The organism is Ruminococcoides intestinihominis (genome assembly GCF_040096285.1).
Taxonomy (GTDB): Bacteria; Bacillota; Clostridia; order Oscillospirales; family Acutalibacteraceae; genus Ruminococcoides; species Ruminococcoides intestinihominis.
On record NZ_JBBMEY010000002.1, the window covers coordinates 84,061 to 109,670 of the forward strand.

Below are 25,610 nucleotides of genomic sequence, written 5' to 3' on the forward strand. Positions count from 1 at the left end.
TTATAATTTATCAGGAAGAAATTCCCAAGATAATTGTAACTATACGAAGTACAAATAGACCAAATGCAACCCACATAACAGGGTGAATGTCTTTAATCTTACCTGTAACAACCTTTAGGATAACCCATGATAGGATACCGAACATAATACCTGTTGCAATTGAATATGCAAATGGCATCATAATGATAGCTAAGAAACCACCAACTGTATCAGCAATATCTGTGTTGAAATCCATCTTTGTAATGTTCTTTAGCATTAATAGACCAACAAATACAAGAGCAGGAGCAGTTGCAAATGATGGAATAGCTAGGAAGATTGGATATAGTGGAAGTGCAAGTAAAAATAGGATTGCAGAAGTAAAAGCAGTAAGACCTGTTCTACCACCTTCAGCAACACCTGTTGTAGATTCTACATAAGATGTAACTGTTGATGTACCAAGACAAGCACCTGCACAAGTACCAATAGCATCAGCCATTAAGGCTCTACCAACTCTAGGTAGTTCACCTTTTTCGTTAAGTAGCTTACCTTCCTGAGCAACACCGATTAGAGTACCAACTGTATCAAATAGGTCAACAAATAGGAATGCAAATACGATAACTGCAAAGTTAACAACATTTGATGCTACATAACCAAAGTCAAAGTGGAATGCAAGTTTTGAACCCATATCTGCTACAGGACCAAATACATGGTAGTTAGAGAAATCAGGAATTAGTGAAGTACCATCGTACCAACCTGTTAACTGAGCAATAATACCAAGTACCCAAGTAGCTAGAATACCGATAAGGATTGAACCCTTAACTTTGAAATGCCATAAAGCAGCAACAATTAATAGACCAACTAAAGCAAGCACTACAGGAGCTGAACCTAGGTCACCTAGCTTTACAAGTGTTGATGACTGAACTGCCTTACCATCATAGTAAGCATCAGTTGTAACAACGCCTGCACCCTTTAGACCAACAATAGTAACGAAAAGACCGATACCTGCTGAGATACCATTCTTTAGGTTTGCAGGAACTTTGTTTACCAAAGTTTCTCTAAACTTAAAGATTGAAAGGATAATAAAGATAATACCTTCTACTAGGATTGCAGTTAGTGCAACCTGCCAAGGGTTTGTGATACCCTGTTCTGCTAACTGAGGAACTACTGTGTATGCAAAATAAGCATTAAGTCCCATACCGGAAGCAAGAGCTACAGGATAATTAGCGAAGAATGCCATAATTAATGTAGCGAAAGCAGCAGAAACAGCTGTAGCTGCAAAAACAGCACTCTGGTCCATTCCTGCTGCTGACAAAATACTTGGGTTAACTGCCAAGATATAAGCCATAGCAAGGAAAGTTGTGACACCGGCAATAATTTCAGTTCTTACTGTAGTGCCATTTTCTTTGAGTTTGAATAATTTTTCCATGTTCTACTCGTATGAATTAAATCATACTACCCCTTTCATAAAAATATTGTTTATAGAAAACACAATATATATTTTAATACATTAAAGAAGTAAAAAGCAAGTAGAAAAATATACAAAATAAATAGTTATTGACGAAGTTTATTGCTTTTTGTTACAATAGAACAAAGGGACTTGATAAAAATGAAGGAAATATTAGCAATACTACTTATTTTACCAATTATTATGGGGTTATTTGGTTGTACGAAACAAAATAATTTCGTCAGTAAGGAGAAAAAAATGACTATCAAAAATCCACATATCATTTATATTAGAGAGTCATATTCTGACAAAATCAAAGCAATCTTTTCCGGCTCAACAAGTAAAGAAACTGAAGAAGTAAATCTAAAGAGAATAAAGTCAAGTGATGACTACAATACATATAGTTGTACAGGTGACTACAAAAAATATGACAGAGTTATGTTTATCGGTGATGATACCGATAAATCAATGGTTCTTGTATTTAATAAGTACATTAGTGGTTATCACCTAGAGGCCGGTAGCTCAGAAGGTAATATCGGTATTCCATTTGTATATGACGAAAAAGAAGAAGATGCAAAATATGAAACAGTATCCTTAAAATACAATAAGGATAAAGAGAAAAATATTTTCATTTACACACCTAAAGAATATGACAAAAATGATAAGAATAAAAAGTATTCTGTCATTTATATGTGTGACGGTCAAAATCTTTTTGACAAATTGTCAACTGACAAAGGTTGTTGGAATGTTGCTGAAAGTGTAAATTCTATGATGAAGAACAGTGACAACAACTGTATTGTAGTTGGTATAGATAATGGTGACGGAAACAGAGATAATGAACTTACCCCTAACATTGGTGAAATCAGAGAAGACCAAAAGTCTTTAGGTGATTTTGAAAATGGTACAGGCAAGGAATTCTCAGATTTTGTTGTAAATACTGTTATGAAGTACATCAACAAAAACTACAACATTTATACCGACAAAGAACATACTGCTATATGTGGTAGTTCTTCCGGTGGACTTGAAGCTTTTTATATTGGTATGGAACACGGTGATAAGTTCCGTTCTATCGGTGCATTGTCCCCGGCATTTCTATTATTTAATGAAAACACATGGAACAAATACTTAAAAAATCTTGATTTTAAAGGTAACTATCCCCTATTTTATATGTACAACGGTGATGGTGATGAACTTGAATCAATGCTACTAACCGATACTAAAAAAATGATTAAGTATCTTGAAAACATAAATTATCCTAAAGATAAAATCATATTTAAGGAATACAAAAAGGCTTGTCACAATGAGCATTTTTGGAGAAGTATCTTCCCTGAATTTTTATATTACACATTTAATAAGTAATAAAGTGGAAAACAAAAATCCTAAAAATTACAAAAAACTATTGACAAAAGTTTTTGATAAGAATAAAATATGATTGAAAAGCAAGGATAGGGACAGTACATGAAGTACTTTTCTTCAGAGAGTTATCGGTTGGTGAAAGGTAACGAAAAGTTTCATAGTAAATCACCCTTGAGCTGACATCTGAAATTTAGTAAGAGCGTTCGTGTGTTCTGCGTTAAAGAATAGTACATATTGGTGTATGAATTAAGTGATTGCTTTTTTGCAATAAAAAGAGTGGTACCACGGAGATTATGGTCTTCGTCTCTTTATGGGACGAAGGCTTTTTTATTTTTATTGAATAGAGGTTATTAAAATGTTGACATTAGACAAAATCTATCACGCTTCTCATGTATTGAAGAATGTTGTTAGAGAAACAAAGCTTGTTGAAGCTCCAAAAATCAACCCTGAATGTGAAGTTTATCTAAAGCCTGAATGTTTACAGCTTACAGGTTCATTTAAGCTAAGAGGTTCAGGTTATATGATTTCTCAGCTAAGTGATGAAGAAAAGGCACATGGTGTTATTGCTTGTTCTGCCGGTAACCATGCACAGGGTGTTGCACTTGCAGCTACTAAGTATGGCATTAAGTCTTTAATCTGCTTACCTGATGGTGCTCCTATTTCTAAGGTAGAGGCTACTAAGAACTACGGTGCAGAAGTTTGTATGGTTAAAGGTGTATATGATGACGCTTATGCAAAGGCTATTGAACTAAGAGATAAATGTGGTTATACATTTGTGCATCCATTTGACGATATTAATGTTATTGCCGGTCAAGGTACTATTGGTCTTGAAATTATGGAAGAAATGTCCGATGTTGACGCTATTGTTGTACCAATCGGTGGTGGTGGACTAATTAGTGGTGTTGCATTTGCTGCTAAGAAGTTAAATCCAAAGATTAAGGTTTATGGTGTTCAGGCTGCCGGTGCACCATCAATGTACAACTCAATTAAAGAAGGTAAAATCATTAAGCTTGATTCTGTTAATACAATTGCTGACGGTATCAAGGTTATGGAACCGGGTGAAAATACATTTAAGTTAGTTTCAGAATATGTTGATGAAATTGTTACAGTAACTGAGGATGAAATTTCTTCTGCTATTCTTGCACTTATCGAACAACAAAAAATGATTGCTGAAGGTGCAGGTGCAGTTTCTGTTGCTGCTGTAATGTTCAACAAGCTACCTGTTAAGGGTAAGAAAGTTGTTTGTGTTGTTTCAGGTGGTAATATTGATGTTACTATCCTATCAAGAGTTATCAAGAGAGGTCTTATGAACACAGGCAGAAGTGCTTCCCTATGTATTGAACTTATGGATAAACCGGGTCAGCTGGAAATGGTTAGTAAGATTATTGCTGATTGTGGTGGTAATGTTATTTCTGTTCATCACGAAAGAGCAAGCGAAATTGCCGACATTAACGGTTGTTACCTAAGACTTGTTCTTGAAACAAAGAACTTTGACCATATTGCTATGATTGAAAAAGCATTAAAAGATAATGGCTTTAAGCTAGTATAATTTACATATAAAGGAGTAATCAAAATGAGTGAAAAAGTTTACACAAAAAATGCACCTGATGCTATTGGCCCATATTCACAAGCAGTTAAGACAGGCAACCTAGTATTTACTTCCGGTCAGATTGCTATTAACCCAGCCAGTGGTAATGTAGAAGCTACTACTATTGAAGAACAAACTCATCAGGTTTGTAAGAACCTAAAGGCTGTTCTTGAAGAAGCAGGTACTTCCATAGACAAAGTTGTTAAGACTGTATGTTTCCTAAAGAATATGGAAGACTTCGGTGCTTTCAACGGTATTTACGGTGAATACTTTACTGAAAAACCGGCTCGTTCTTGTGTCGCTGCAAAACAGTTACCTAAGGATGTTTTGGTTGAAGTTGAAGTTATTGCTGAACTATAATAATTAATCTCTATTCACATAGCTGTCTACCGTAACGGTAGGCAGTTTTTCTTTTGTTAAATATAGATTATACCTTATCAAATTAAAGATATATCCTTATCATATAATTGATATTTATTACATAGAATTGTAAAGTGTAAGAAAAAAATTTATAAAATTTGTATATAGGTCTTGATATTTTAAACAAAAGGTTCTATAATGTTAATAAATAATTGTTAAGAATATCAATTATGACAAAGTAAGAAATTATATTTAATATAAATGGAGGTAATTAAAATGGCAAGATTTACTCTTCCAAGAGATCTTTATCACGGCAAAGGAGCTCTTGAAGCACTAAAAGATTTTAAAGGTAAGAAAGCTATCGTATGCGTAGGTGGCGGTAGTATGAAACGCTTTGGTTTCCTAGACAAGGCAGTTTCTTACCTAGAAGAAGCAGGTATGGAAGTTAAGCTATTTGAAGGTATCGAACCTGACCCATCAGTTGAAACTGTTATGAAGGGTGCTCAGGCTATGCTTGACTTTGAACCTGACTGGATTGTTGCAATGGGTGGTGGCTCACCAATTGATGCTGCAAAAGCAATGTGGATTAAGTATGAATATCCTGACATTAGTTTTGAAGATATGTGCAAGGTATTCGGTATTCCTAGTCTAAGAAAGAAAGCACATTTCTGTGCTATTTCTTCAACATCAGGTACTGCTACAGAAGTTACAGCATTCTCAATTATTACAGACTACTCAAAGGGTATTAAGTATCCTATTGCTGACTTTGAAATTACACCTGATGTAGCTATTGTTGACCCTGACCTAGCAGAAACAATGCCTAAGAAGCTGGTTGCTCATACAGGTATGGACGCTATGACACATGCTATTGAAGCATATGTTTCTACTGCTAACTGTGACTACACAGACCCTCTTGCTCTACACGCAATTAAGATGATTCAGAGCGACCTAATCGGTTCTTACAATGGTGATATGGAAAAGAGAGACAATATGCACAATGCTCAGTGTCTTGCAGGTATGGCATTCTCAAATGCTCTACTAGGTATTGTTCACTCAATGGCACATAAGACAGGTGCTGCTTTTGCTGACTATGGTGCACATATTATCCATGGTGCTGCTAATGCTATGTATCTACCAAAGGTTATTGCATTTAATGCAAAGAATGAAACAGCTGCTGAAAGATACGGTCAGATTGCTGACTTTATGCACCTTGGTGGTGACTCACTTGATGAAAAGATTTCTCTACTTATTGACCATCTAAGAGGTATGAATGATGAACTAAATATTCCTCATTGCATCAAGAACTATGGTCCTGACTCATATCCAACAGAACAGGGCTTTGTACCTGAAGATGTATTCCTAGAAAGACTACCTGAAATTGCAAAGAATGCTATTGCTGATGCTTGTACAGGTTCTAATCCTCGTATTCCTACACAGGAAGAAATGGAAAAACTTCTCAAGTGCTGTTATTATGATACAGAAGTAGATTTCTAATTTTATAACACATACTATAAAAGGCTATTACTATTGTAATAGCCTTTTTTCTTGAAAGGATGGTAATTGTTATGAAAAGAACTGTTGATGATAAGGGATTTACACTAGAGGAATTTTTACAAAATTACAAAGCTAAGGACTACCCTAAACCATCTGTAACTGCTGATATTGTTTTATTTTCTATAAAAGAAAATAAAGTTCAAGTATTACTGATAAAAAGAGGTGGTCATCCATTTCTTGACCATTGGGCATTACCCGGTGGATTTGCTGAAAGTGATGAAACAATCTTTGATACTGCAAAACGGGAACTTTATGAAGAAACTTCTATTAAAGATATACCTATCGAAGAAATCGGTGTGTTCTCTTCCCCAAACCGTGACCCAAGAAGTTGGACAATGACAGATTCATTCCTTGCTATTGTTGATAAAAACAAGATTAAGCCTATAGCCGGTGACGATGCAAAAGATGCAAAGTGGTTTGATATTAAGATTAATGACAGTGATGATAAGGTTAAATTAGTTTTAAGCAACAAGGATGAAAATGAAATTATTAATATAAAACTTGAAAAAAATATAACTAAAGGTGTTACAAAAAATAGTGCTGACTTTAAAATTATTAGCAATGATGGATTGGCATTTGACCATGGTGAAATAATTTGTAAAGGACTTACAAAAATAGGGTTCATAATTTGTTAATATTTTTTGTTTAAATACCTTGAAAAATGAAATCTTTATGTTATAATCTTTATGATAATAAGAAAGGATTAGGAGATTTTATATGAATATTAAAAAATACAGATTTGGCGAACCATTCTGTACAGACTCTACTGTAATTGATTTGCCAATTGAGAAGGAAAGCCCTGACTATATTTCTTTAAAAGAAGATAACCTATTTATCTCTATGTCACTAAATGATAGTGATGCCATTTATGGTCTTGGTGAACAAATGGGTGGTATTAACAAAAGAGGCAGAAAGTATCGTTCATTCTGTTCAGATGACCCTTGCCACACAGAAGAAAAGGAAGCACTATACGGTGCACACAACTTCTTCATTATTAGTGGTGAAACAACAGTTGGTTACTTTATTGATTTTCCGGGTACTGTTCACTACGATATGGGCTTTACTGTTGAAGATGAAATTACAATTTCACTGGAAGGTAAAGACGCTGACTTCTATGTAATTAACGGTGAAAATGAACTTGAAGTTGTTAAGAACTTTAGAGAACTAATCGGTCAAAGTTATATGCCTCCAATGTGGGCATTTGGTTATCAGCAAAGCAGATGGAGCTATGCTAACAAAGAACAGGTAGATGCAGTTGTAGATGGTTATGAAAAGGCAGATATTCCACTTGATTCTGTTATCCTTGACATTGACTATATGGACCACTACAAGGACTTTACAATTGATGACAAGGCATTCCCTAACTTCGAAAGTTATGTAGCAGAATTAAAGGAAAAGGGCATTAGACTAATTCCTATTATTGATGCAGGTGTTAGATGTGAAGATGGCTTTGATGTTTATGAAGAAGGTGTAAAGAACAACTACTTCTGCAAGGATAGAAACGGTGATGACTTTAAGGCAGCAGTATGGCCCGGTATTTGTTGTTTCCCAGATTATCTAAAGGCTGACACAAGAAAGTGGTTTGGTGACAAGTTCCATACACTAACTAACAAGGGTATTGAGGGTTTCTGGATTGATATGAATGAACCTGCTCTATTCTTCTCAATGGAAGGCTTTAAGAAAGCAGTTGACTTTGTTAAGCAGTATAACGGTGAAGACCTAGGTTGTTGGGACTTCTTTGAATACAGAGATCAGTTCTCTAAGCTATCTAACAGTATTGATGACTACAAGAATATGCACCACCTAGATGGCAAATACAGCCACTATGATGTTCATAACCTATATGGTTATATGATGACAAGAGGTGTTGGTGAATGTTTGCCAAAGGATACTCTCCTATTCTCCAGAGCATCATGCATTGGCTCACATAGATACGGTGGTATTTGGACAGGTGACAACACATCTTGGTGGAGTCACATCCTACTTAACCTAAGAATGTTACCATCACTAAATATGTGTGGTTACATTTATACAGGTGCTGACTGTGGTGGTTTTAATGGTAATGCAAGTAGAGAACTTGTAATCAGATGGATGCAATTATCTGTATTTACTCCACTATTTAGAAACCACTCTGCTATTGGTACAAGAAATCAGGAAGCATATGCATTTAGCAATAACAAGGAATTTAAGGATGTTATTGAAGTTAGATACAGACTTATTCCTTACCTATATGACCTAGCTAAGAAATGTGCTGAAAACAATGAAATGATGTTTAAGCCACTTGCATTTGAATATAAGGATGCACTATCTAAGGAAACTGATGACCAGGTTCTTCTTGGTGATGAAGCTATGATTGCACCTGTTTACGAACAGAACAAATCAGGCAGAACAGTATATCTACCTGAAGAAATGACATTCTACAAGCTTTCAGGCAACAAGGTTGTACATAAAGAGAAACTTGAAAAAGGTGTTCACTTTGTAAATGTTGCACTAAATGAAGTACCTCTATTTGTACGAAAAGGCAAGAAAATCCCACTATGCAACACAGGTAAAAATGTTGACAATCTTGACACAACAATTGTAGAATATCTAGAAGGTTAATTACTATTAATAACAAAAGCTGAGTTTGTAAAATCAAACTCAGCTTATTTTTATGCACAGAATTATAACAAAAAAGGCACTGAAAACAGTGCCTTAATTTTATCTTTTATATTTATTTGGAATAATGATTTCTGATGTATCCTGCTTTAGTTTTTTCTTCTTTGGCTTATCAGCAGGTTTTACATAATGAACATCTTTAAAATCTTCTTCATCATAATCATCACCGTAGTCCTCAGCACCACCGTGAGCTGACTTTGCATGAGAAGAAATATTCTGTGTTTCTTCAGGTTCTGCATTTGTATTGGAAGAAATTTCATCAAAGTTATCTTCTTCATCATCTTCAATAATTGCATGAGAACCACTAACATCAGATTTGTTAGATTTAACTTTTACATTAGGTAAACCTTTTCTCTTGTTTCTTATTTTCTTAATTGTAAAGATTACGAAAATTACAATACAGATTAAAGCTAATGCAAATGAAACTAATGCAAGAGTTGATGCCCAATTAAGATTATTAATGAAAGCATCCCAACCAGTAGCCTTTTCACTATTTTTAATATAGTCAAATGGGCTTGAGCTTTTACCTTTTGATTTATTTTTAGATAATTCTTTTGAGATTTTATCCCAGTCGCTATCTTTTAACTCAGTATCATCAATGTCTTTAACATTTTTGTATGTTGGAGTTGTTGTTTCTCCGGCATCAGCATTTTTATCGGTATTAGTGTTAGTATCTGTATCAGTATTAGTATCAGAATTTGTATCACTACTACCGTCTGAAACTTCACCGTTATCGTCATAGAAATTGTAACTACCAGCATTACCATCATAATTAGTGTTAGTATCGTTACTGTAATTATCAACTACCGGTGCTTCAGTATAATCCTGAGCATATGTATATGTATCAACATTATTGGCCGGTTCCTGTGACTGAGTATAAATCGGTTCTGTATTTACTACTGCCGGTGCAGTTGTATAGACTGCTTCTTGATTATTGTCAACATAGTCCTCAGCATTTGCTACTGTTGCAAATGAAAGAGTAGTAATTGACAATACGCAAACTCCACATATACAGATAAATTTCTTTAATCTATTAATCATAAAAAGTAGCTCCGTACTGTTAGAAAATTGTTTAACAAATCTTACTTAGAAGAAGTTGTTGTTGTGCTTGTCTCTTCTGGCTTTTCCCAGAACATATCAGGGTCATACTTATTAACTACAGATTCGTTTACTTCACACTTAAGTGCCTTAGCTTCTTTCTGTAGGAATTTGTTGTAATCATCATTCTTCATTTTTTGAAGAACATTCTTCCTAGTAGAATCATCCTTAGTTAGATATTCCTTTTCGCCATCCTTAGTGTTTTGCTTCTGGATAACATAAATTGTCTTGGAATCATCTTTACCGATTGTAACAGCCTTAGCTTCGTTAACTTTCATATCAACAAGCTTCTTAGCTACATCTTCACCAATTGAAGAAGAACTTAGGTTGTCCTTATCAAGTAGTTCACAACCCTTTTGAACTGTATCACTAGCCTTTGAAGAACTCTTTGTAGCCTTTAGATACTTTGTACACTGATCTTCCATTGTTGAACCGTTGTTAATAGCCTTAGCATAAGATTCTGCATCAGATGTTAACTGCTTCTGCTTCTTAGAATCATAAGCCTTTGATGTCTGCTGACCTGATTTATCAGTTGTTGTTTCTGATAGAGGTACTGTAAAGTATGTGTAGTATGTGTAGTTGTCATCAAAGAACTTCTGTAGGTCTGAGTCAGGAACTTCTTCTGAACCACCCTTACCATACATTAAATCAAATAACTTCTGCTGTTTACCGGACATATTGTACTGTAGTTCCTGATAGCTTTCCTTAGAAATACCATAAGGTTCCAGAATATCCTGTTCCGGTGTTGTTGAGTAACCCATCTGTGAGTAATACTCAGCCATATAACCCAGTGTCCAGTCCTTTTCAGCCTGTTCAGCATAAGATGCTTCATCAACTGTAGCATTTAGACTATCTAGCTTACTGTCAAGATAAAGAGCTTCTCTAAGAGTTAAATCAGCTTTATCCTTAATCCAATCAGAAGCTACTGCTTCCTTACCGTCATCATCCTTAATCTTTAAATCAAGGAAACTTTCGTCTTTCTTGTAACCATCTGCTTTCTCAGCATAAGTCTTAGCCTGGTTATAAGCATTGAAAAGAGCAAAAATATAAACACCAATTGCCTTTTCATTTTTGCCTTCTTTGTAAGACCATTGAGCCTTTGTACTGATTGGAGTACAAGCTGCTGCTGATACCATAATTGCACCTGCAACTGTACCAGCCATTACTTTTTTAATATTCTTAAAATTCATTTGATTATACCTGCCTTTAGGATAAGATAACATAATAATATAACATAAGTTGTATTATACAATAATTCAATCAAAAAGTCCATAAAAAACACTAAAAATTCATAAAATCAACGATTTTTTCTTTATTTTTGTACTTTTATGTAGGAATTTGTCTATTATTTCTCCCAGAATAATTCTGTTAAAGAACTAAGACCGTTTTTGTTCTTGTCAACTTTAAGTGTAATATATGGGTTTTCTGATGGTGTTAATATAGCTTTGCCGTTAGCATTGCCTATTAATTTATAAAGTTCCGGATTTTTCAAATCGTTTACTTTCAATATAATATTGCTTTCACTTTGCTTAATATCATAGATACCACATTCTTTTGCTTTGTTCCTTGTTAATGCAATATCACAAAGACCAATTACAGATTGTGGCATATCACCATATCTGTCACAAAGTTCATCAACTACATCATCATAGTCATCAGGAGTTTTTATATCTGCTATTCGTTTATAAGCATCAAGTCTTAGAGATAGACTTTCAATATAGCTTTCAGGAATATGGGCATCCATCTGAATATCAACAGTACATTCATTTGTATCAGTTGGTTTAATCTCTCCCTTTTCTTCCTTAACTGCTTCATTAAGTAGCTTTAGGTACATATCGTAACCAACATCCTCCATATGACCATGTTGTTGACCACTTAGGATATTACCTGCACCTCTAAGTTCAAGATCACGCATTGCAATCTTGTAACCACTACCAAACTCAGTAAACTCTCTAATTGCATTAAGTCTTCTTTGGCTAATATCAGAAAGCACCTTATGAGGGTTAAATGTAAAGTATGCATAAGCTCTACGGCTACTTCTGCCAACTCTACCTCTTAACTGATGAAGTTGAGAAAGTCCCATATTATCTGCATTTTCAATAATTAAGGTATTTGCATTTGGTAAGTCAATACCTGTTTCAATAATTGTTGTACATACAAGCACATTGATTTCTTGGTTCAACATTCTTGCCCAAATATCAGACAATTCATGTTCAGACATTTTACCATGAGCAACTGCAATTTTAGCTTCCGGTATTGCTTCTGAAATTGCAACTGCCTTTGCGTTGATACTTTCTGTATTGTTATGAAGATAGAAAACCTGTCCCCCACGCCTTAGTTCTCTTCTAATTGCTTCGTGGAGAATTGCAGGTTCATGCTCAAGTACATAGGTTTGTACCGGTTGTCTGTTGGTTGGTGCTTCTTCCAATACAGACATATCACGAATACCACTCATAGCCATATTAAGTGTTCGTGGAATAGGTGTAGCTGACAAAGTTAGTACATCAACATTCTTACAAATTTCTTTAAATCTCTCTTTATGAGCAACACCAAATCTTTGTTCTTCATCAATAATTGCAAGTCCTAAGTCGTGGAAAGTAACATCCTTTTGTACCAGTCTATGAGTACCCACTACAATATCAACTTCACCACGCTTTAGCTTTTCAACAATTTCTTTCTGTTGTTTTGCAGTTCTAAATCTACTTAGCAGTTCAATTCTTACCGGATAACCGTCAAATCTATTGATAATAGTCTGATAATGTTGCCATGCAAGGATTGTTGTTGGACAAAGAATTGCACATTGTTTACTGTCACAAACACACTTAAAGGCTGCTCTCAATGCAACTTCAGTTTTACCAAAACCAACATCACCACAAAGTAGTCTATCCATTGGAGCAAGTCGTTCCATATCACCTTTGATTTCATCAGTACATCGCAATTGGTCAGGTGTTTCATCATACATAAACTTGGCTTCAAAGTCCCTTTGCCACTCACCGTCAGGTGAAAAAGCATAGCCCTTAGCTTTCATTCGCTCTGTATACAGCTTAGAAAGTTCCTTAGCCATATCCTTTACTGCTGAACGAACTCTGGTCTTTGCTTTCTGCCATTCACTGCCACCTAGTTTAGATAACTTTACATGTTCATTATCCCTAGGACCAATGTACTTTGCTACCAAATCAAGCTGAGTTACCGGTACATAAAGTACATCACCTTTTGCATAAGTGATTTTGATATAGTCTTTCTTTACACCTTGTACTTCTAGGTTATGAATACCACTAAAGATACCTATACCATGAGTTGAATGAACTACATAATCACCATTGTTTAATTCTGATAAAGAATAAATTTCTTGACCTTGCTTTTTTCGCTGTACTTTTCTTTTAGGCTTTTGCACTGACTGACCATATGTTATTAAGTGGAAGTCAGTTTGTAATAGTTCAAAACCTGTTGACAAAGCACCTTCCATAACATAAATGTTACCTTGTTCAGCTTTCTTTAAGTCTGTTACAAACTGTGCTTTAAAACCTTTTTCTTTTAATTCTTCTGTAAGATTTCTACCTGACTTTTCTGTACCTGCAAGAATTGCAACAGTAGTTCTTTCCTTAAAGAATTCATTTAAATCTTCACAAAGTACAGTTAATAAACCATTCCATGGTGCAACTTGCTTTACATTAAATGAAACAATATCACTTAAAGGTAAATCAAAATGACCACTGGTAAAGTTATCCATAAAAATTGTATGTCTGGTGTTTACAATTTCCAAAAATTCCTTATAGTCCATTGAGAACTTATCAAGACCTCTGCAAAGAATACCATCTTCAAAGTATTCTTTCATATCCTCTTTATACTGAAATTCCATAGACTTTACTCTATCAGAAATATTAGTGTGTTCACTGATAAAGATAAAATCTTCTTCATCAACATAGTCAAGGACAGTTGCAGGTTTCTTATATACTAAAGAAATGTACTTATCAAGGATAGTTAGGTTTACACCATTGGCAATATTTTCAGCCTCTCTATAGAGAGTTTCCTTTGCTTTTTCAGTTTTTTCACTTCTTAGTAAATTAGCTTTCTTAACTATTTTTTCAGAAAGTTCTGCTTTGTTTTCCACAAGAATTTCATTTGATGGGGAAAGTAAAATACTATCCACCTTGTCAAATCTTCTTTGGGTAAGAATATCAAAATGGTTGATAGAGTCGATTTCATCACCCCAAAATTCTACACGAACAGGGTTTTCGCTATCCGGTACAAATAAATCAAGAATACCACCTCTCAGTGCAAATTGACCTGTACCCTCAACCATATCTGTACGCTCATAACCAAGCAAATTAAGAGCCTCTACACATTGTTCTGTAGAGATTTGCTGACCTTGTTTTAAGTGAAGTGTAGCTTTTTTTAATATTTCCGGTGGAATAGTATATTGAAGTAATGCATCAATTGTACCTACCACAATATCACATTCACCTGTTAAAAGTTTTGTAAGAACCTTTAACCTTTGGTGTTCGTATTCCCTGGAAATACCACTAACTTCTCTAAAATTAAAGTCTCTTTGAGGATATACACAAGCCTTGTAACCCATCATACATAGGTCATTACAAAATACTTGTGCTTCCTTTTCATCACCGGCAACACAAAAAGCTCTGGCATCGTTATAATGACAGAGCGTTCCTATGATATTTGATTTAAAACCTGAATTAAGTGCTGTTACTGCAACTGCACCTTTTAACTTTGCATAAGAATTTAGTTTTTGAAAATTCTTTAACTGTGCAACACAATCAAATAAAAATTCCATTATTCACCTGCATATTATTAGGTTAGGAATTAAACAAATTCATTGCCTTATCAACATTACCGTCAATAATGTACTTAATAGCCTCACAACAATTATCGGCCATTTTATCAATCAGTTTAATTTCGTCACCTGTAAATTTTGAAAGAACCCAAGCAGCCAAATCATAGTCTGGATGAGGTTTCTTTCCTATACCTACCTTTATGCGAGGGAAAGTATCTTTACCACTTAGATAAATAATGTTCTTAACACCATTTTGTCCACCGTGGCTACCTTTTCGGCGTATTCTCATCTTTCCAACATCAAGGGATATATCATCAAATATTAATATCACATTCTCAGGGGGGATTTTGTAGAAATTCATAGCCTCTACAACAGCTTGACCACTATTATTCATATATGTCTGTGGTTTCATTAGTAAAACCTTTTTACCGTCAATAGTACATTCACCTACAAGTGACTTGTACTTAATACGGTTTACATCACAAGAAAACTTTTCTGCGATTTTATCAAGACAGATAAAGCCTGTGTTGTGACGGGTATTCTCGTACTTTTTGTCCGGATTACCAAGACCAACAACCATATATTCAATAGAAGAACTAAATTTCTTTTTACCAAACATTTTATCACCTAAAAAATAAAGGGGCACTAAAGAGCACCCCTTAAAAAGTTAAAATAATTATCAATTATGAGTTGATTGGAGAAACAGGCTTGTCAGAATAAATTCTTTCAATAGCTTCTGCAAATACAGGAGCAACAGGAAGAATAGTGAACTTATCAAGCATCTTGTCTTCTGGGATAGGCACTGTATCAAGAAGAACAACTTCCTTAATAGGACTCTTCTTAATTCTGTCAATAGCAGGACCTGATAGAACTGCGTGAGTTGCACAAGCAGTAACATCAACAGCACCACCCTTTTCGATGATAGCTTCAGCAGCGTTACATAGTGTACCGGCTGTATCAATCATATCATCAACTAGGATAACTCTCTTGCCCTTAGCATCACCAATAATGTTCATAACTTCAGAAACATTAGCTTTCTGGCGTCTCTTATCAATAATAGCAAGACCACAACCGATTTTAGCTGCAAAGTTTCTTGCTCTTGTAACTGAACCAAGGTCTGGGGAAACAACAACATAATCATCTGCGTTTGTACCCATCTTTTCTCTCATATGTGCTGCAAGAATTGGAGCACCGATTAGGTGGTCAACAGGAATGTTGAAGAAGCCCTGAATCTGATTTGCATGAAGATCCATTGTTAGGATTCTGTCAGCACCGGCAGCAGTAATAATATCTGCACAAAGTTTAGCTGAGATTGGATCTCTAGCCTTTGCTTTTCTGTCCTGACGAGCATAACCGAAGTAAGGCATAACTGCAGTAATTCTACCGGCAGAAGCTCTCTTCATAGCATCAATCATAATTAGCATTTCCATAAGATTATCATTTACAGGTGTACATGTTGACTGTACAATAAAGCAATCAGAACCTCTTACAGACTCGTTAAGTGAAACTGCAATTTCACCGTCAGAGAATGTACAGCAATTGCTTTTTCCAAGTGGAAGTCCAAGACAACCTGCGATTCCCTGTGCTACATCCTTATTAGATGAGCCGGAGAAAATCTTAATGTCTTTACCATTGAAATTCATTTTTTAATCCCCTTACCTATGTTTGTTTTTAGTTTATATATAAAATTTAACAAGTAAATTTAATACCTTATTTATAGCCTTTGCTCTTAGCAATTTCGTTAAGTTCCTTTAACTGTTCAGGGTCATTAGCACCTAAAACAGTATCAGGGTTGCTTGAAACAAATGCTGAAACAACTTCATTCTTATCTAATAGAAGTTTTAGTGCATCAGGAAGATAATATTCCTTAGCATTGTTATCACTTTTAATTTCGCCTAAAACAGAAAGTAACTTTTCGCAGTTAAACCAAAAACCACCTGAGTTGATTTCATTAATTTTCTTTTCTTCTTCGTTACAATCTTTCTGCTCAACAATTTTTAGGAAATTGTTGTTTTCATCTCTGACAATTCTACCGTAACCTGTAGGGTCAGAAACTTTAGCTGAAATTACTGTTGCAACACTACCCTTTTCTGTATGAAGAGCAAGTGCATCGGAAATAGTCTTTGCATCCATAAAAGGAGCATCACCGTTTAGAATAACAACATTGCCACTGTGCTTTTCCAAAAAATCCTTAGCCATCATTACTGCATGACCTGTACCAAGACGCTCAGCTTGATAAACAGTTTCTACTTCAAAAGGAAGCGAACTTACAAATTCATCAATACATTCCTTCTTGTAGCCTTTTACTACACATATGTCATCAACACCGGCTGACTTTACTGAGTCGATAACCCATCTTAACATTGGCTTTCCCAAAACTTCTGACATTGGTTTAGGAAGGTTACTTTTCATTCTTTTACCTTCGCCACCTGCCAAAATAATTGCACAGTTACTCATAATATACTCTCTCTTTCTATGCTATACACATAATAAGACACTACTATTATCCCACAATTCCTCAAATTTTCAAGTACAAATCCAAAAAAACTGAAAAAATTCTTAAATTTTTAACATATTACACAATATACATTACAAAAAATCTCCACTTTTTATAAGAAATATTTTTCCAAAAATGTGGCTATTTTTTTATTTTTTTGTTATAATTATTCCTAGACTAAGAAAGTCTGCAATAAAACTGCAGGTGAATTACTTAGTGGTTAATTTTATACTTTTACAGGAGGATTCAAACTATGAGTCACAAGTATGTGTACCTTTTTAAAGAAGGTAACAAGGACATGCGTAATCTTCTAGGCGGTAAGGGTGCTAACCTAGCTGAAATGACAGGTCTAGGCCTACCAGTACCACAGGGCTTCACAATTACAACAGAAGCTTGTACAAAGTACTATGAAGATGGCAGAAAGATTAATGATGAAATCCAGGCTGAAATCATGGAATACATCATCAAGATGGAAGAAATCACAGGTAAGAAGTTTGGTGATAAGGAAAACCCACTACTAGTTTCTGTTCGTTCAGGTGCTAGAGCTTCTATGCCGGGTATGATGGATACAATCCTTAACCTAGGTCTAAACGAAGATGTTGTTGCTGTTATGGCTGAAAAGTCAAACAACCCTCGTTGGGCATGGGACTGCTACAGAAGATTCATTCAGATGTATTCTGACGTAGTTATGGAAGTTGGTAAGAAGTACTTTGAAGTTCTTATTGACGAAATGAAGAACAAGAAGGGTGTTACTCAGGACGTTGAACTAACTGCTGAAGATCTACAGGAACTAGCAGAACAGTTCAAGGCTGAATACAAGAAGCAGATTGGCGTTGACTTCCCTACTGATCCTAAGGAACAGCTAATGGGCGCTATTGAAGCCGTATTCCGTTCATGGGATAACCCAAGAGCTAACGTTTATAGAAGAGATAACGATATCCCTTATTCATGGGGTACTGCAGTTAACGTACAGGCAATGGCATTCGGTAACATGGGTGACGATTGTGGTACAGGTGTTGCATTTACAAGAGACCCATCAACAGGTGCTAAGGGTCTATTCGGTGAATTCCTAACAAACGCACAGGGCGAAGACGTTGTTGCAGGTGTTCGTACACCAATGCACATTTCTGAAATGGAACAGAAGTTCCCAGAAGCTTTCGCACAGTTCAAGACAGTTTGTAAGACTCTAGAAGATCACTACAGAGATATGCAGGATATGGAATTTACTGTTGAACACGGTAAGCTATATATGCTACAGACAAGAAACGGTAAGAGAACAGCTCAGGCTGCTCTAAAGATTGCTTGTGACCTAGTTGACGAAGGCATGAGAACAGAAGAAGAAGCTGTTGCAATGATCGACCCTCGTAACCTAGACACACTACTTCACCCACAGTTTGATGCTACAGCTCTAAAGGCTGCTACACCAATGGGTAAGGGTCTTGGTGCTTCTCCGGGTGCTGCTTGTGGTAAGATCGTATTCACAGCTGATGACGCTACTGCTTGGGCAGAAAAAGGCGAAAAGGTTGTTCTAGTTAGACTAGAAACATCTCCAGAAGACATCACAGGTATGAAGGCTGCTGAAGGTATCCTAACAGTTCGTGGTGGTATGACATCTCACGCTGCTGTTGTTGCTCGTGGCATGGGTACTTGCTGTGTATCCGGTTGCTCAGACATCAATATGGATGAAGACAACAAGGTATTCACACTAGCAGGTAAGGAATTCCACGAAGGCGATCCAATTTCAATTGACGGTTCAACAGGTAACATTTATGACGGTATCATCCCAACAGTTCCTGCTTCAATTGCCGGTGAATTTGGTAGAATTATGACTTGGGCTGACAAGTACAGAACTCTAAAGGTTAGAACAAATGCTGATACACCTGAAGATGCTAAGAGAGCTAAGGAACTAGGTGCTGAAGGTATTGGTCTATGCCGTACAGAGCATATGTTCTTCGAAGAATCAAGAATTGCTGCATTTAGAGAAATGATCTGTGCAGATACAGTTGAAGAAAGAGAAAAGGCTCTAGATAAGATTATGCCATATCAGCAGGGCGACTTTGAAGCTCTATATGAAGCTCTAGAAGGTAACCCAGTTACTATTCGTTTCCTAGATCCTCCTCTACACGAATTCGTACCAACTGAAGAAGCTGACATTGAAGCTCTAGCTAAGGCTCAGGGTAAGACAGTTGATCAGATTAAGGCTATCATCAACGGTCTACACGAATTCAACCCTATGATGGGTCACCGTGGTTGTCGTCTAGCAGTTACATATCCTGAAATTGCTAAGATGCAGACAAAGGCAGTTATCAAAGCTGCTCTAAACGTATCTAAGGCTCATCCTGATTGGAACTTAGTTCCTGAAATTATGATCCCACTAGTTGGTGATGTTAAGGAACTTAAGTTCGTAAAGAAAGTTGTTGTTGAAACAGCTGACGCTGAAATTGCTGCTGCAGGTACAGATCTAAAGTACGAAGTTGGTACAATGATCGAAATCCCAAGAGCTGCTCTAACAGCTGACGAAATCGCTAAGGAAGCTGAATTCTTCTGCTTCGGTACTAACGACCTAACACAGATGACATTTGGTTTCTCAAGAGACGATGCAGGTAAGTTCCTAGATTCTTACTATGACAACAAGATTTATGAAAACGATCCATTTGCAAAGCTAGACCAGACAGGTGTTGGCAAACTAATGGAAATGGCTGTTGAACTAGGTAAGAAAGTTAGACCGGATATGCACTGCGGTATCTGTGGTGAACATGGTGGTGACCCAACATCTGTTGAGTTCTGTCATAAGATTGGTCTAGATTATGTATCTTGCTCACCATTCAGAGTTCCAATCGCAAGACTTGCTGCTGCTCAGGCTGCAATCGCTGAAAAGAACTAATCACTACTTGTAAAAGTATTTTAGGGGGTTGCCCATATGGACAGCCCCCATTTTTATATTTATTTTGAGTATTCATTCGAATACTCTTTTTTTATATTGTGCCGCTTACAGTAATAGTTGAAACTCCAGGTGTTATGCTAACTGCACCTGTCGTGTCATCCCTTGTAGTTGTAGCAGAAGGAACTGTAATTGCCCCAGCTTTTGTTTCAAATTCGCCTGTTGTAGTGTTATATTCATATTCATTACCTTCTGTCCAAGGAGTTCCATTGTATGTAACTTCTATATCAGAAAGTATAGGGTCAAATTTATCTGTCAAAATAACATTATCAGCTGCGACTATTGCTACATTTCCCCTATTCTCAATGGTAAATGTGTAAGTTACTCTACCGTTATTTTCTACAACAATTGGTGTAAGTGCCTTTGTAATTGAAAGCATTGGTTCAGACTCAGGAAAAACTGTTTCATTTGCAGTAATAGGTGTATTAATGCCATCACCAATTACTGAAACAGTATTTTCTATTGAGCTTTCCAGATCAAGTGGTGCAAACTGATTTGTCCTAACTTTATATACAATAATAACAGTACCACCTGCCGGAATAGATATTCCGGTAATAGTTAGTGGTGGACCTACTGTAACTGTTGGTGTATTTTGAAGAACCCCATTTACATAATAAAGAATTGCACCTTGGATATACTCTAGTGGTACTAATGAGAGTTCATTATAATCATACTCACCTAAATTATCCGTTAAGATTAAGTTACTAATTGAAGTTGAACCTGAATTTCTTATTGTCATAACATAGTTTATTTCACTATCTGCATAATATCTATCTAAAACTGCAGTCTTTGTAACAGTTATCTTCTCAACAATTTCACCGATTGTAATATTAGAATTTACTGTTTTTCCATTATAGGCTAATGTAGCCTGATTATAAAAATTTGCCATACATACATTCTCCATTTTTAATTTTCTGGGTAATAACCCTAATATATAATATGGACTTAAATATTAATGTTGACAAAAAAGGACTATTGCATAAACAATAGTCCTTGATTTACTATATCATTTAATCAGTTAAGTGACATATTGAAGATTTTCTTATCTTCCCCACCTGTTGACTTATAAGTAAAAGTAACTGTTAAAAGTCCCATCTTTGAGTTATTAGGGTCTTCCTCAATATGAGCATCTGTACATTTTACTGAATTAACCTGATTGTTAACTGCAGTTGTAATTTCTTTCTTTAGCTTAGCATTTAGCTGGTCAGTGACCTTACCGTTAGCAGTTGACATAATCTTAAGTGCATCACTACCTGTAGTTTTGCCGTCCTTAGTTGTCTTTGGAGAAGCAATAACAAAGTAAACTTTCTGTTCAATAGTTTCATAATTTGTTGGAAACTTATCAGTATCAACCTGTGGCTGAGATACTGTAGCATTCTCAACATCATCAGTATTCTGCTGAACTGTATCGCCATCAGATACATAAGCACCCTGAGCGCTACTTGAGTTATCCTCATCATTACAACCTGCAAACAACATCATTGTTGTAAAGGCAACTAAACAAAGTGATAGTGCTAAAATCTTTTTCATAAATTTCATTTCGTTTTCCTCTCTAAATAAATATTTTTCCCTATTATAATAACACAAAATTGTGAACAATTCTATATTTTTTCTTTATTTTATTTGCACAAATTTCGAATAAAATATTTATATAAAACAACTAAAGAAAAAGGGAATGGTTGCCCATTCCCTAAAAACCATTTATGAACCTGCTGATTTGTAATTACTAATACCTTTGTTCCACACAAAGATTGAAACTAAGAATAAAGCAGTAGAAATTTCGACTACATTTTCATTATTAAAGTCGATTTTCATATCATACTTAGTAGTACTGTCATCTTTTACATTAGTGCCTTTGTAGATACTTTTAATTAGACTTACAAATTCTTTTCGCTTATCGTCTGTTAAAGTAGTGGTTTTGTTGTTGTAGGTAATCAGCACCTTACTACTGTTAACATCAAAAACATTTAATGCATCTTCTCCACCTTTTAAATTATTACAACCTACCATAATTACAACCAATACAAGTGATAAACATAATAATAAAATTTTTTCATAATAATCTATCCGAAATTTTATAAACCCTTTGGTATCATATATTTAATCCACTTTTAATACATCGCATTATTTTGGTACTGTCAATAGTATTTTACAAATGTGTAAAGGGCAGTTTCTAATAAAAGAAACTGCCCTTGGAGGAGATATAAAACAAATAATTTTTTATCTTTATTTGTCAGTTGTTTTTGTTGTTTTCTTTTCAGCTACTTTTTCAGTTTTAGCCTGAGCCTTTGGTTCAGCTTTAGCTTCAGCCTTTGGCTTTTCTTCAACCTTAGATTCTGCTTTTACTGCTTTCTTCTCAACCTTTTCTTCTGTAGCTTTTACAGTTTTCTTTGTTGCCTTTTTAGCAGTAGTTTTCTTTGTAGTTGTTTTTGTAGCTGTCTTAGTTGTTTTCTTTGTTGTAGTCTTCTTAGCAGGTGCTTTCTTAGTTACCTTTTCTTCCTTCTTTTCTTCTTTTTTCTTAGGTTCAGGTAACTTTTCAACACACTTAAAGAACATAGCACTCATTGGTGGGATTGATAAATCAATACTCCAATTAGAATCATGTCTTGGCTTTTCTTCGCACATAATTCTCTTACCATTTGTAATACCGTAACCACCATATTCTTCATCATCAGTATTGAATACTTCTTCATATACACCATAGAATGGTACACCGATTCTGTAATCAACTCTGTGCATTGGCTGGAAGTTAAATACACAAATAATGTTATTGCCGTCTTTATCAATTCTACGGAATGCAATAATTGACTGAGTATAGTCGTTGTGGTGAATCCACTGGAAGCCATCCCAGTTAGTATCAATTTCGTGCATTGGTCTTTCTGTAATATAGAAATGATTTAGCTTAGAAACAAAGTCCTTTAATCTCCAATGCTTTTCATATTCTAGAAGATTCCACTGAATACTTTCTTCTGCGTTCCATTCATCAAACTGTCCAATTTCTGAACCCATAAATGTTAGCATTTTACCCGGATGAGCAGCCATATAAGCTAAGAATAGTCTTACACCGGCAAACTTCTGGTCATAGTCACCCGGCATTTTATTGATTAGAGAACCCTTACCATAAACAACCTCATCATGAGAAATTGGTAAGATAAAGTGTTCGCTAAAGCAATACATAAATGAGAATGTAAGGTTATCATGGTTGAATGGTCTCCATAATGGATCAAGTGACATATAATGAAGCATATCGTTCATCCAACCCATATTCCACTTATAGTCAAATCCTAAACCACCATCATCAACTGGACCTGTAACCTTTGGCCATGATGTGCTTTCTTCGGCAATCATCATTGTATGAGGGTGATACATATGGATAACTGTATTTAGTCTTTGTAAAAATGCAACTGCCTCTAGGTGTTCCCTGCCACCATACTGGTTAGGAACCCACTCACCATCTTGACGATTATAGTCAAGGTATAGCATTGAAGCAACTGCATCAACACGGATACCATCAATGTGGTAAGTATCTACCCAATACATAGCTGATGAAATTAGGAATGAAATTACTTCATATCTTGAGTAATCGAATACATATGTACCCCATTCTTTATGTTCACCTTTACGGCTATCAATATATTCATAACAAGCTGTGCCGTCAAAACGACCTAAGCCATGAGCATCCTTAGGGAAATGAGCAGGAACCCAGTCAAGGATAACACCGATACCGGCCTTGTGACATTCATCAACAAATGCCATAAAGTCATGTGGTGTACCATAACGAGAAGTTGGAGCATAGTAACCTGTTACCTGATAACCCCAGCTACCGTCAAATGGGTATTCTGTAATAGGCATAAGTTCTACATGAGTATAACCCATTTCCTTTACATAAGGAACAAGTTCTTCAGCAAGTTTGCGATAGTTAAATACACTACCGTCCATATACTTTCTCCAAGAACCTGCATGAATTTCGTAAATATTCATTGGCTTTTCTAGGTGGTTTGATGACTCCTTGTCCTTAATCCACTGGTCATCTTCCCATTCAAAGCCACTTAAATCATAGAACATAGATGCATTATCCGGTCTTGTCTGAGAATGGAAAGCATATGGGTCGGACTTTAGTTGTCTTTCGTTCCAAGGTGTTTCAACACAATATTTATAAATATCGTACTGCTGAATACCCTCGATGAAAAGTTCCCAAACACCGGCTTCACTGATTTTGTACATATAGTTAGCATCGTTATTCCAACCGTTGAAGTTACCAACAACAGAAACAGAGAGAGCATTTGGTGCCCATACTCTGAAAACTACACCATCACGATTATCCCAATTAACTCTATGAGCACCCATAAACTCATAGGCTCTAACAGAATCTCCTGCATGGAATAGTTCGAGGGGTGTACGAGAATCATTAAATTTGTAATCCATTTATATTAACACTCCTTCAATGTGTACAACTTACATTCAATAAGTATATTTTATCAATTTTTTTATTATAATTCAATACATTTTGAAAAACTTACATATAAATTTTGCGACATATTTTGTGCAAATTCCACAATTAGCAATGTTTTTCAAAATTAATATTCCATTCAAGAATAAATACCATGAAGAAACTGATGAATAATCATATCAACTGCTGATTTATCCATCTTAGGTTCTTTCTCTGAATGATATTCATACATATGGAAACCAATCATACCAAGGAAAGTTGTTGCAAATTGGTTTTCCCTACCGTTCATATTACCAAGTAAACCTCTGGCATTTATGAAAATCGACTTTACAATGTTATTTATCTCTGTACAATGGCGAATAAAAGCATTGTTAAATTCACTCATTGGTGGGCTATACTGCATTGTCATTAACATTAGGTAAAGGTGTAAATTCTCGCAACCTTCTGATACATAGCAATAAGCAAAATTATGAAGACTGTCTTCAAAGGAACTGCTACTGTTAACTACTTCCCTAAGTTTTACAACTACAGGGTCAATGTACTGTTGCATTATACCCTCAAGAATACCGGACTTGTTCTTAAAATGATAATAAAGTGCCGGTTTGGTTAACTCGCATTTGTCAGCAATTTCCTGAACACCTACTGCGTCATAGCCTTTTTCATAAAATAATTCTATTGATACTTGTAATATTTTCAGCCGTGTTTGTTCATTAGCCATAATACCACAACCTTATAATGTATATTATTATTTTACCGAACGGTAAGTATAAAGTCAATAGTAAATAAACATTTTCTTAAATAATTTATAAATATAATATTCTACAAAAGAAAAATCCTTTCATTGACTAAACAATAAAAGGACTTTTCGATTATTAAATTTAAAATTATACGCA

The 25,610-nt window shown here is 35.4% G+C and carries 19 protein-coding genes and 1 other annotated feature; of the genes, 7 read left to right on the forward strand and 12 right to left on the reverse strand.

Annotated elements, in window-relative coordinates; genetic code table 11:
• Positions 1-10 precede the first annotated feature (10 nt).
• Positions 11-1,405: an NCS2 family permease gene (locus tag WMO18_RS01330; protein WP_211147210.1), complete on the reverse strand. Its 1,395-nt coding sequence runs from the start codon at positions 1,403-1,405 to the stop codon at positions 11-13.
• Between the two features lie 276 nt (positions 1,406-1,681).
• Here WMO18_RS01330 and WMO18_RS01335 point away from each other — a divergent pair, with 276 nt between their 5' ends.
• From WMO18_RS01335 to WMO18_RS01360, 6 genes are all read left to right on the forward strand, one after another.
• Entirely contained in the window at positions 1,682-2,782 is a 1,101-nt protein-coding gene (locus tag WMO18_RS01335) for an alpha/beta hydrolase (protein ID WP_211147211.1), read from the forward strand.
• 74 nt (positions 2,783-2,856) lie between these two features.
• Positions 2,857-3,090: a binding site (T-box leader), on the forward strand.
• A gap of 44 nt (positions 3,091-3,134) precedes the next feature.
• Complete coding sequence (ilvA, locus tag WMO18_RS01340) at positions 3,135-4,328, forward strand: threonine ammonia-lyase (protein WP_211147212.1); 1,194 nt, start codon at positions 3,135-3,137, stop codon at positions 4,326-4,328.
• A 24-nt stretch (positions 4,329-4,352) separates the two neighbouring features.
• Positions 4,353-4,727, forward strand: a complete 375-nt coding sequence (locus WMO18_RS01345) for a RidA family protein (RefSeq protein WP_211147213.1) — start codon at positions 4,353-4,355, stop codon at positions 4,725-4,727.
• Positions 4,728-5,003: 276 nt separating this feature from the next.
• Positions 5,004-6,221 carry an iron-containing alcohol dehydrogenase gene (locus WMO18_RS01350; protein ID WP_211147214.1) on the forward strand — a complete coding sequence of 406 codons (1,218 nt, stop codon included), beginning with the start codon at positions 5,004-5,006 and terminating at the stop codon, positions 6,219-6,221.
• Between the two features lie 71 nt (positions 6,222-6,292).
• Positions 6,293-6,916, forward strand: a complete 624-nt coding sequence (locus tag WMO18_RS01355; protein ID WP_211147215.1) for an NUDIX domain-containing protein — start codon at positions 6,293-6,295, stop codon at positions 6,914-6,916.
• Positions 6,917-6,998: 82 nt separating this feature from the next.
• On the forward strand, positions 6,999-8,882 hold the full coding sequence (locus WMO18_RS01360; RefSeq protein WP_211147216.1) for a glycoside hydrolase family 31 protein: 1,884 nt from the start codon (positions 6,999-7,001) through the stop codon (positions 8,880-8,882).
• Positions 8,883-8,981: 99 nt separating this feature from the next.
• Here the strand turns inward: WMO18_RS01360 and WMO18_RS01365 are convergent, their stop codons facing one another.
• The 6 genes from WMO18_RS01365 to WMO18_RS01390 all read right to left on the reverse strand — a co-directional run bounded on the left by WMO18_RS01365 (position 8,982) and on the right by WMO18_RS01390 (position 17,286).
• On the reverse strand, positions 8,982-9,980 hold the full coding sequence (locus WMO18_RS01365) for a hypothetical protein (RefSeq protein ID WP_211147217.1): 999 nt from the start codon (positions 9,978-9,980) through the stop codon (positions 8,982-8,984).
• Positions 9,981-10,021: 41 nt separating this feature from the next.
• Positions 10,022-11,227, reverse strand: coding sequence for a hypothetical protein (locus WMO18_RS01370; protein ID WP_211147218.1), 1,206 nt, complete (start codon positions 11,225-11,227; stop codon positions 10,022-10,024).
• 155 nt (positions 11,228-11,382) lie between these two features.
• Positions 11,383-14,829, reverse strand: coding sequence for a transcription-repair coupling factor (gene mfd / locus WMO18_RS01375; protein WP_211147219.1), 3,447 nt, complete (start codon positions 14,827-14,829; stop codon positions 11,383-11,385).
• Positions 14,830-14,851: 22 nt separating this feature from the next.
• Entirely contained in the window at positions 14,852-15,448 is a 597-nt protein-coding gene (gene pth / locus WMO18_RS01380) for an aminoacyl-tRNA hydrolase (protein WP_138156055.1), read from the reverse strand.
• A 64-nt stretch (positions 15,449-15,512) separates the two neighbouring features.
• A complete protein-coding gene (locus tag WMO18_RS01385) occupies positions 15,513-16,472 on the reverse strand; it encodes a ribose-phosphate diphosphokinase (protein WP_022505985.1) in 960 nt (319 codons plus the stop codon).
• A 67-nt stretch (positions 16,473-16,539) separates the two neighbouring features.
• Positions 16,540-17,286 carry a sugar phosphate nucleotidyltransferase gene (locus WMO18_RS01390; protein ID WP_211147220.1) on the reverse strand — a complete coding sequence of 249 codons (747 nt, stop codon included), beginning with the start codon at positions 17,284-17,286 and terminating at the stop codon, positions 16,540-16,542.
• Positions 17,287-17,579: 293 nt separating this feature from the next.
• Between WMO18_RS01390 and ppdK the strand changes: the two genes are divergently transcribed.
• A complete protein-coding gene (ppdK, locus tag WMO18_RS01395) occupies positions 17,580-20,210 on the forward strand; it encodes a pyruvate, phosphate dikinase (protein ID WP_211147221.1) in 2,631 nt (876 codons plus the stop codon).
• Positions 20,211-20,301: 91 nt separating this feature from the next.
• Here the strand turns inward: ppdK and WMO18_RS01400 are convergent, their stop codons facing one another.
• The 5 genes from WMO18_RS01400 to WMO18_RS01420 all read right to left on the reverse strand — a co-directional run bounded on the left by WMO18_RS01400 (position 20,302) and on the right by WMO18_RS01420 (position 25,435).
• Positions 20,302-21,156, reverse strand: a complete 855-nt coding sequence (locus WMO18_RS01400; RefSeq protein ID WP_211147222.1) for a hypothetical protein — start codon at positions 21,154-21,156, stop codon at positions 20,302-20,304.
• 125 nt (positions 21,157-21,281) lie between these two features.
• Positions 21,282-21,797 carry a hypothetical protein gene (locus WMO18_RS01405; RefSeq protein ID WP_367286241.1) on the reverse strand — a complete coding sequence of 172 codons (516 nt, stop codon included), beginning with the start codon at positions 21,795-21,797 and terminating at the stop codon, positions 21,282-21,284.
• Positions 21,798-21,968: 171 nt separating this feature from the next.
• The gene (locus tag WMO18_RS01410) at positions 21,969-22,277 is read right to left on the reverse strand and encodes a hypothetical protein (RefSeq protein WP_211147224.1); all 309 of its coding nucleotides are present in this window, start codon (positions 22,275-22,277) and stop codon (positions 21,969-21,971) included.
• A gap of 216 nt (positions 22,278-22,493) precedes the next feature.
• Positions 22,494-24,692, reverse strand: coding sequence for a 1,4-alpha-glucan branching protein GlgB (gene glgB, locus WMO18_RS01415; RefSeq protein ID WP_211147225.1), 2,199 nt, complete (start codon positions 24,690-24,692; stop codon positions 22,494-22,496).
• Between the two features lie 164 nt (positions 24,693-24,856).
• On the reverse strand, positions 24,857-25,435 hold the full coding sequence (locus WMO18_RS01420) for a TetR/AcrR family transcriptional regulator (protein ID WP_022504945.1): 579 nt from the start codon (positions 25,433-25,435) through the stop codon (positions 24,857-24,859).
• Positions 25,436-25,610 lie beyond the last annotated feature (175 nt).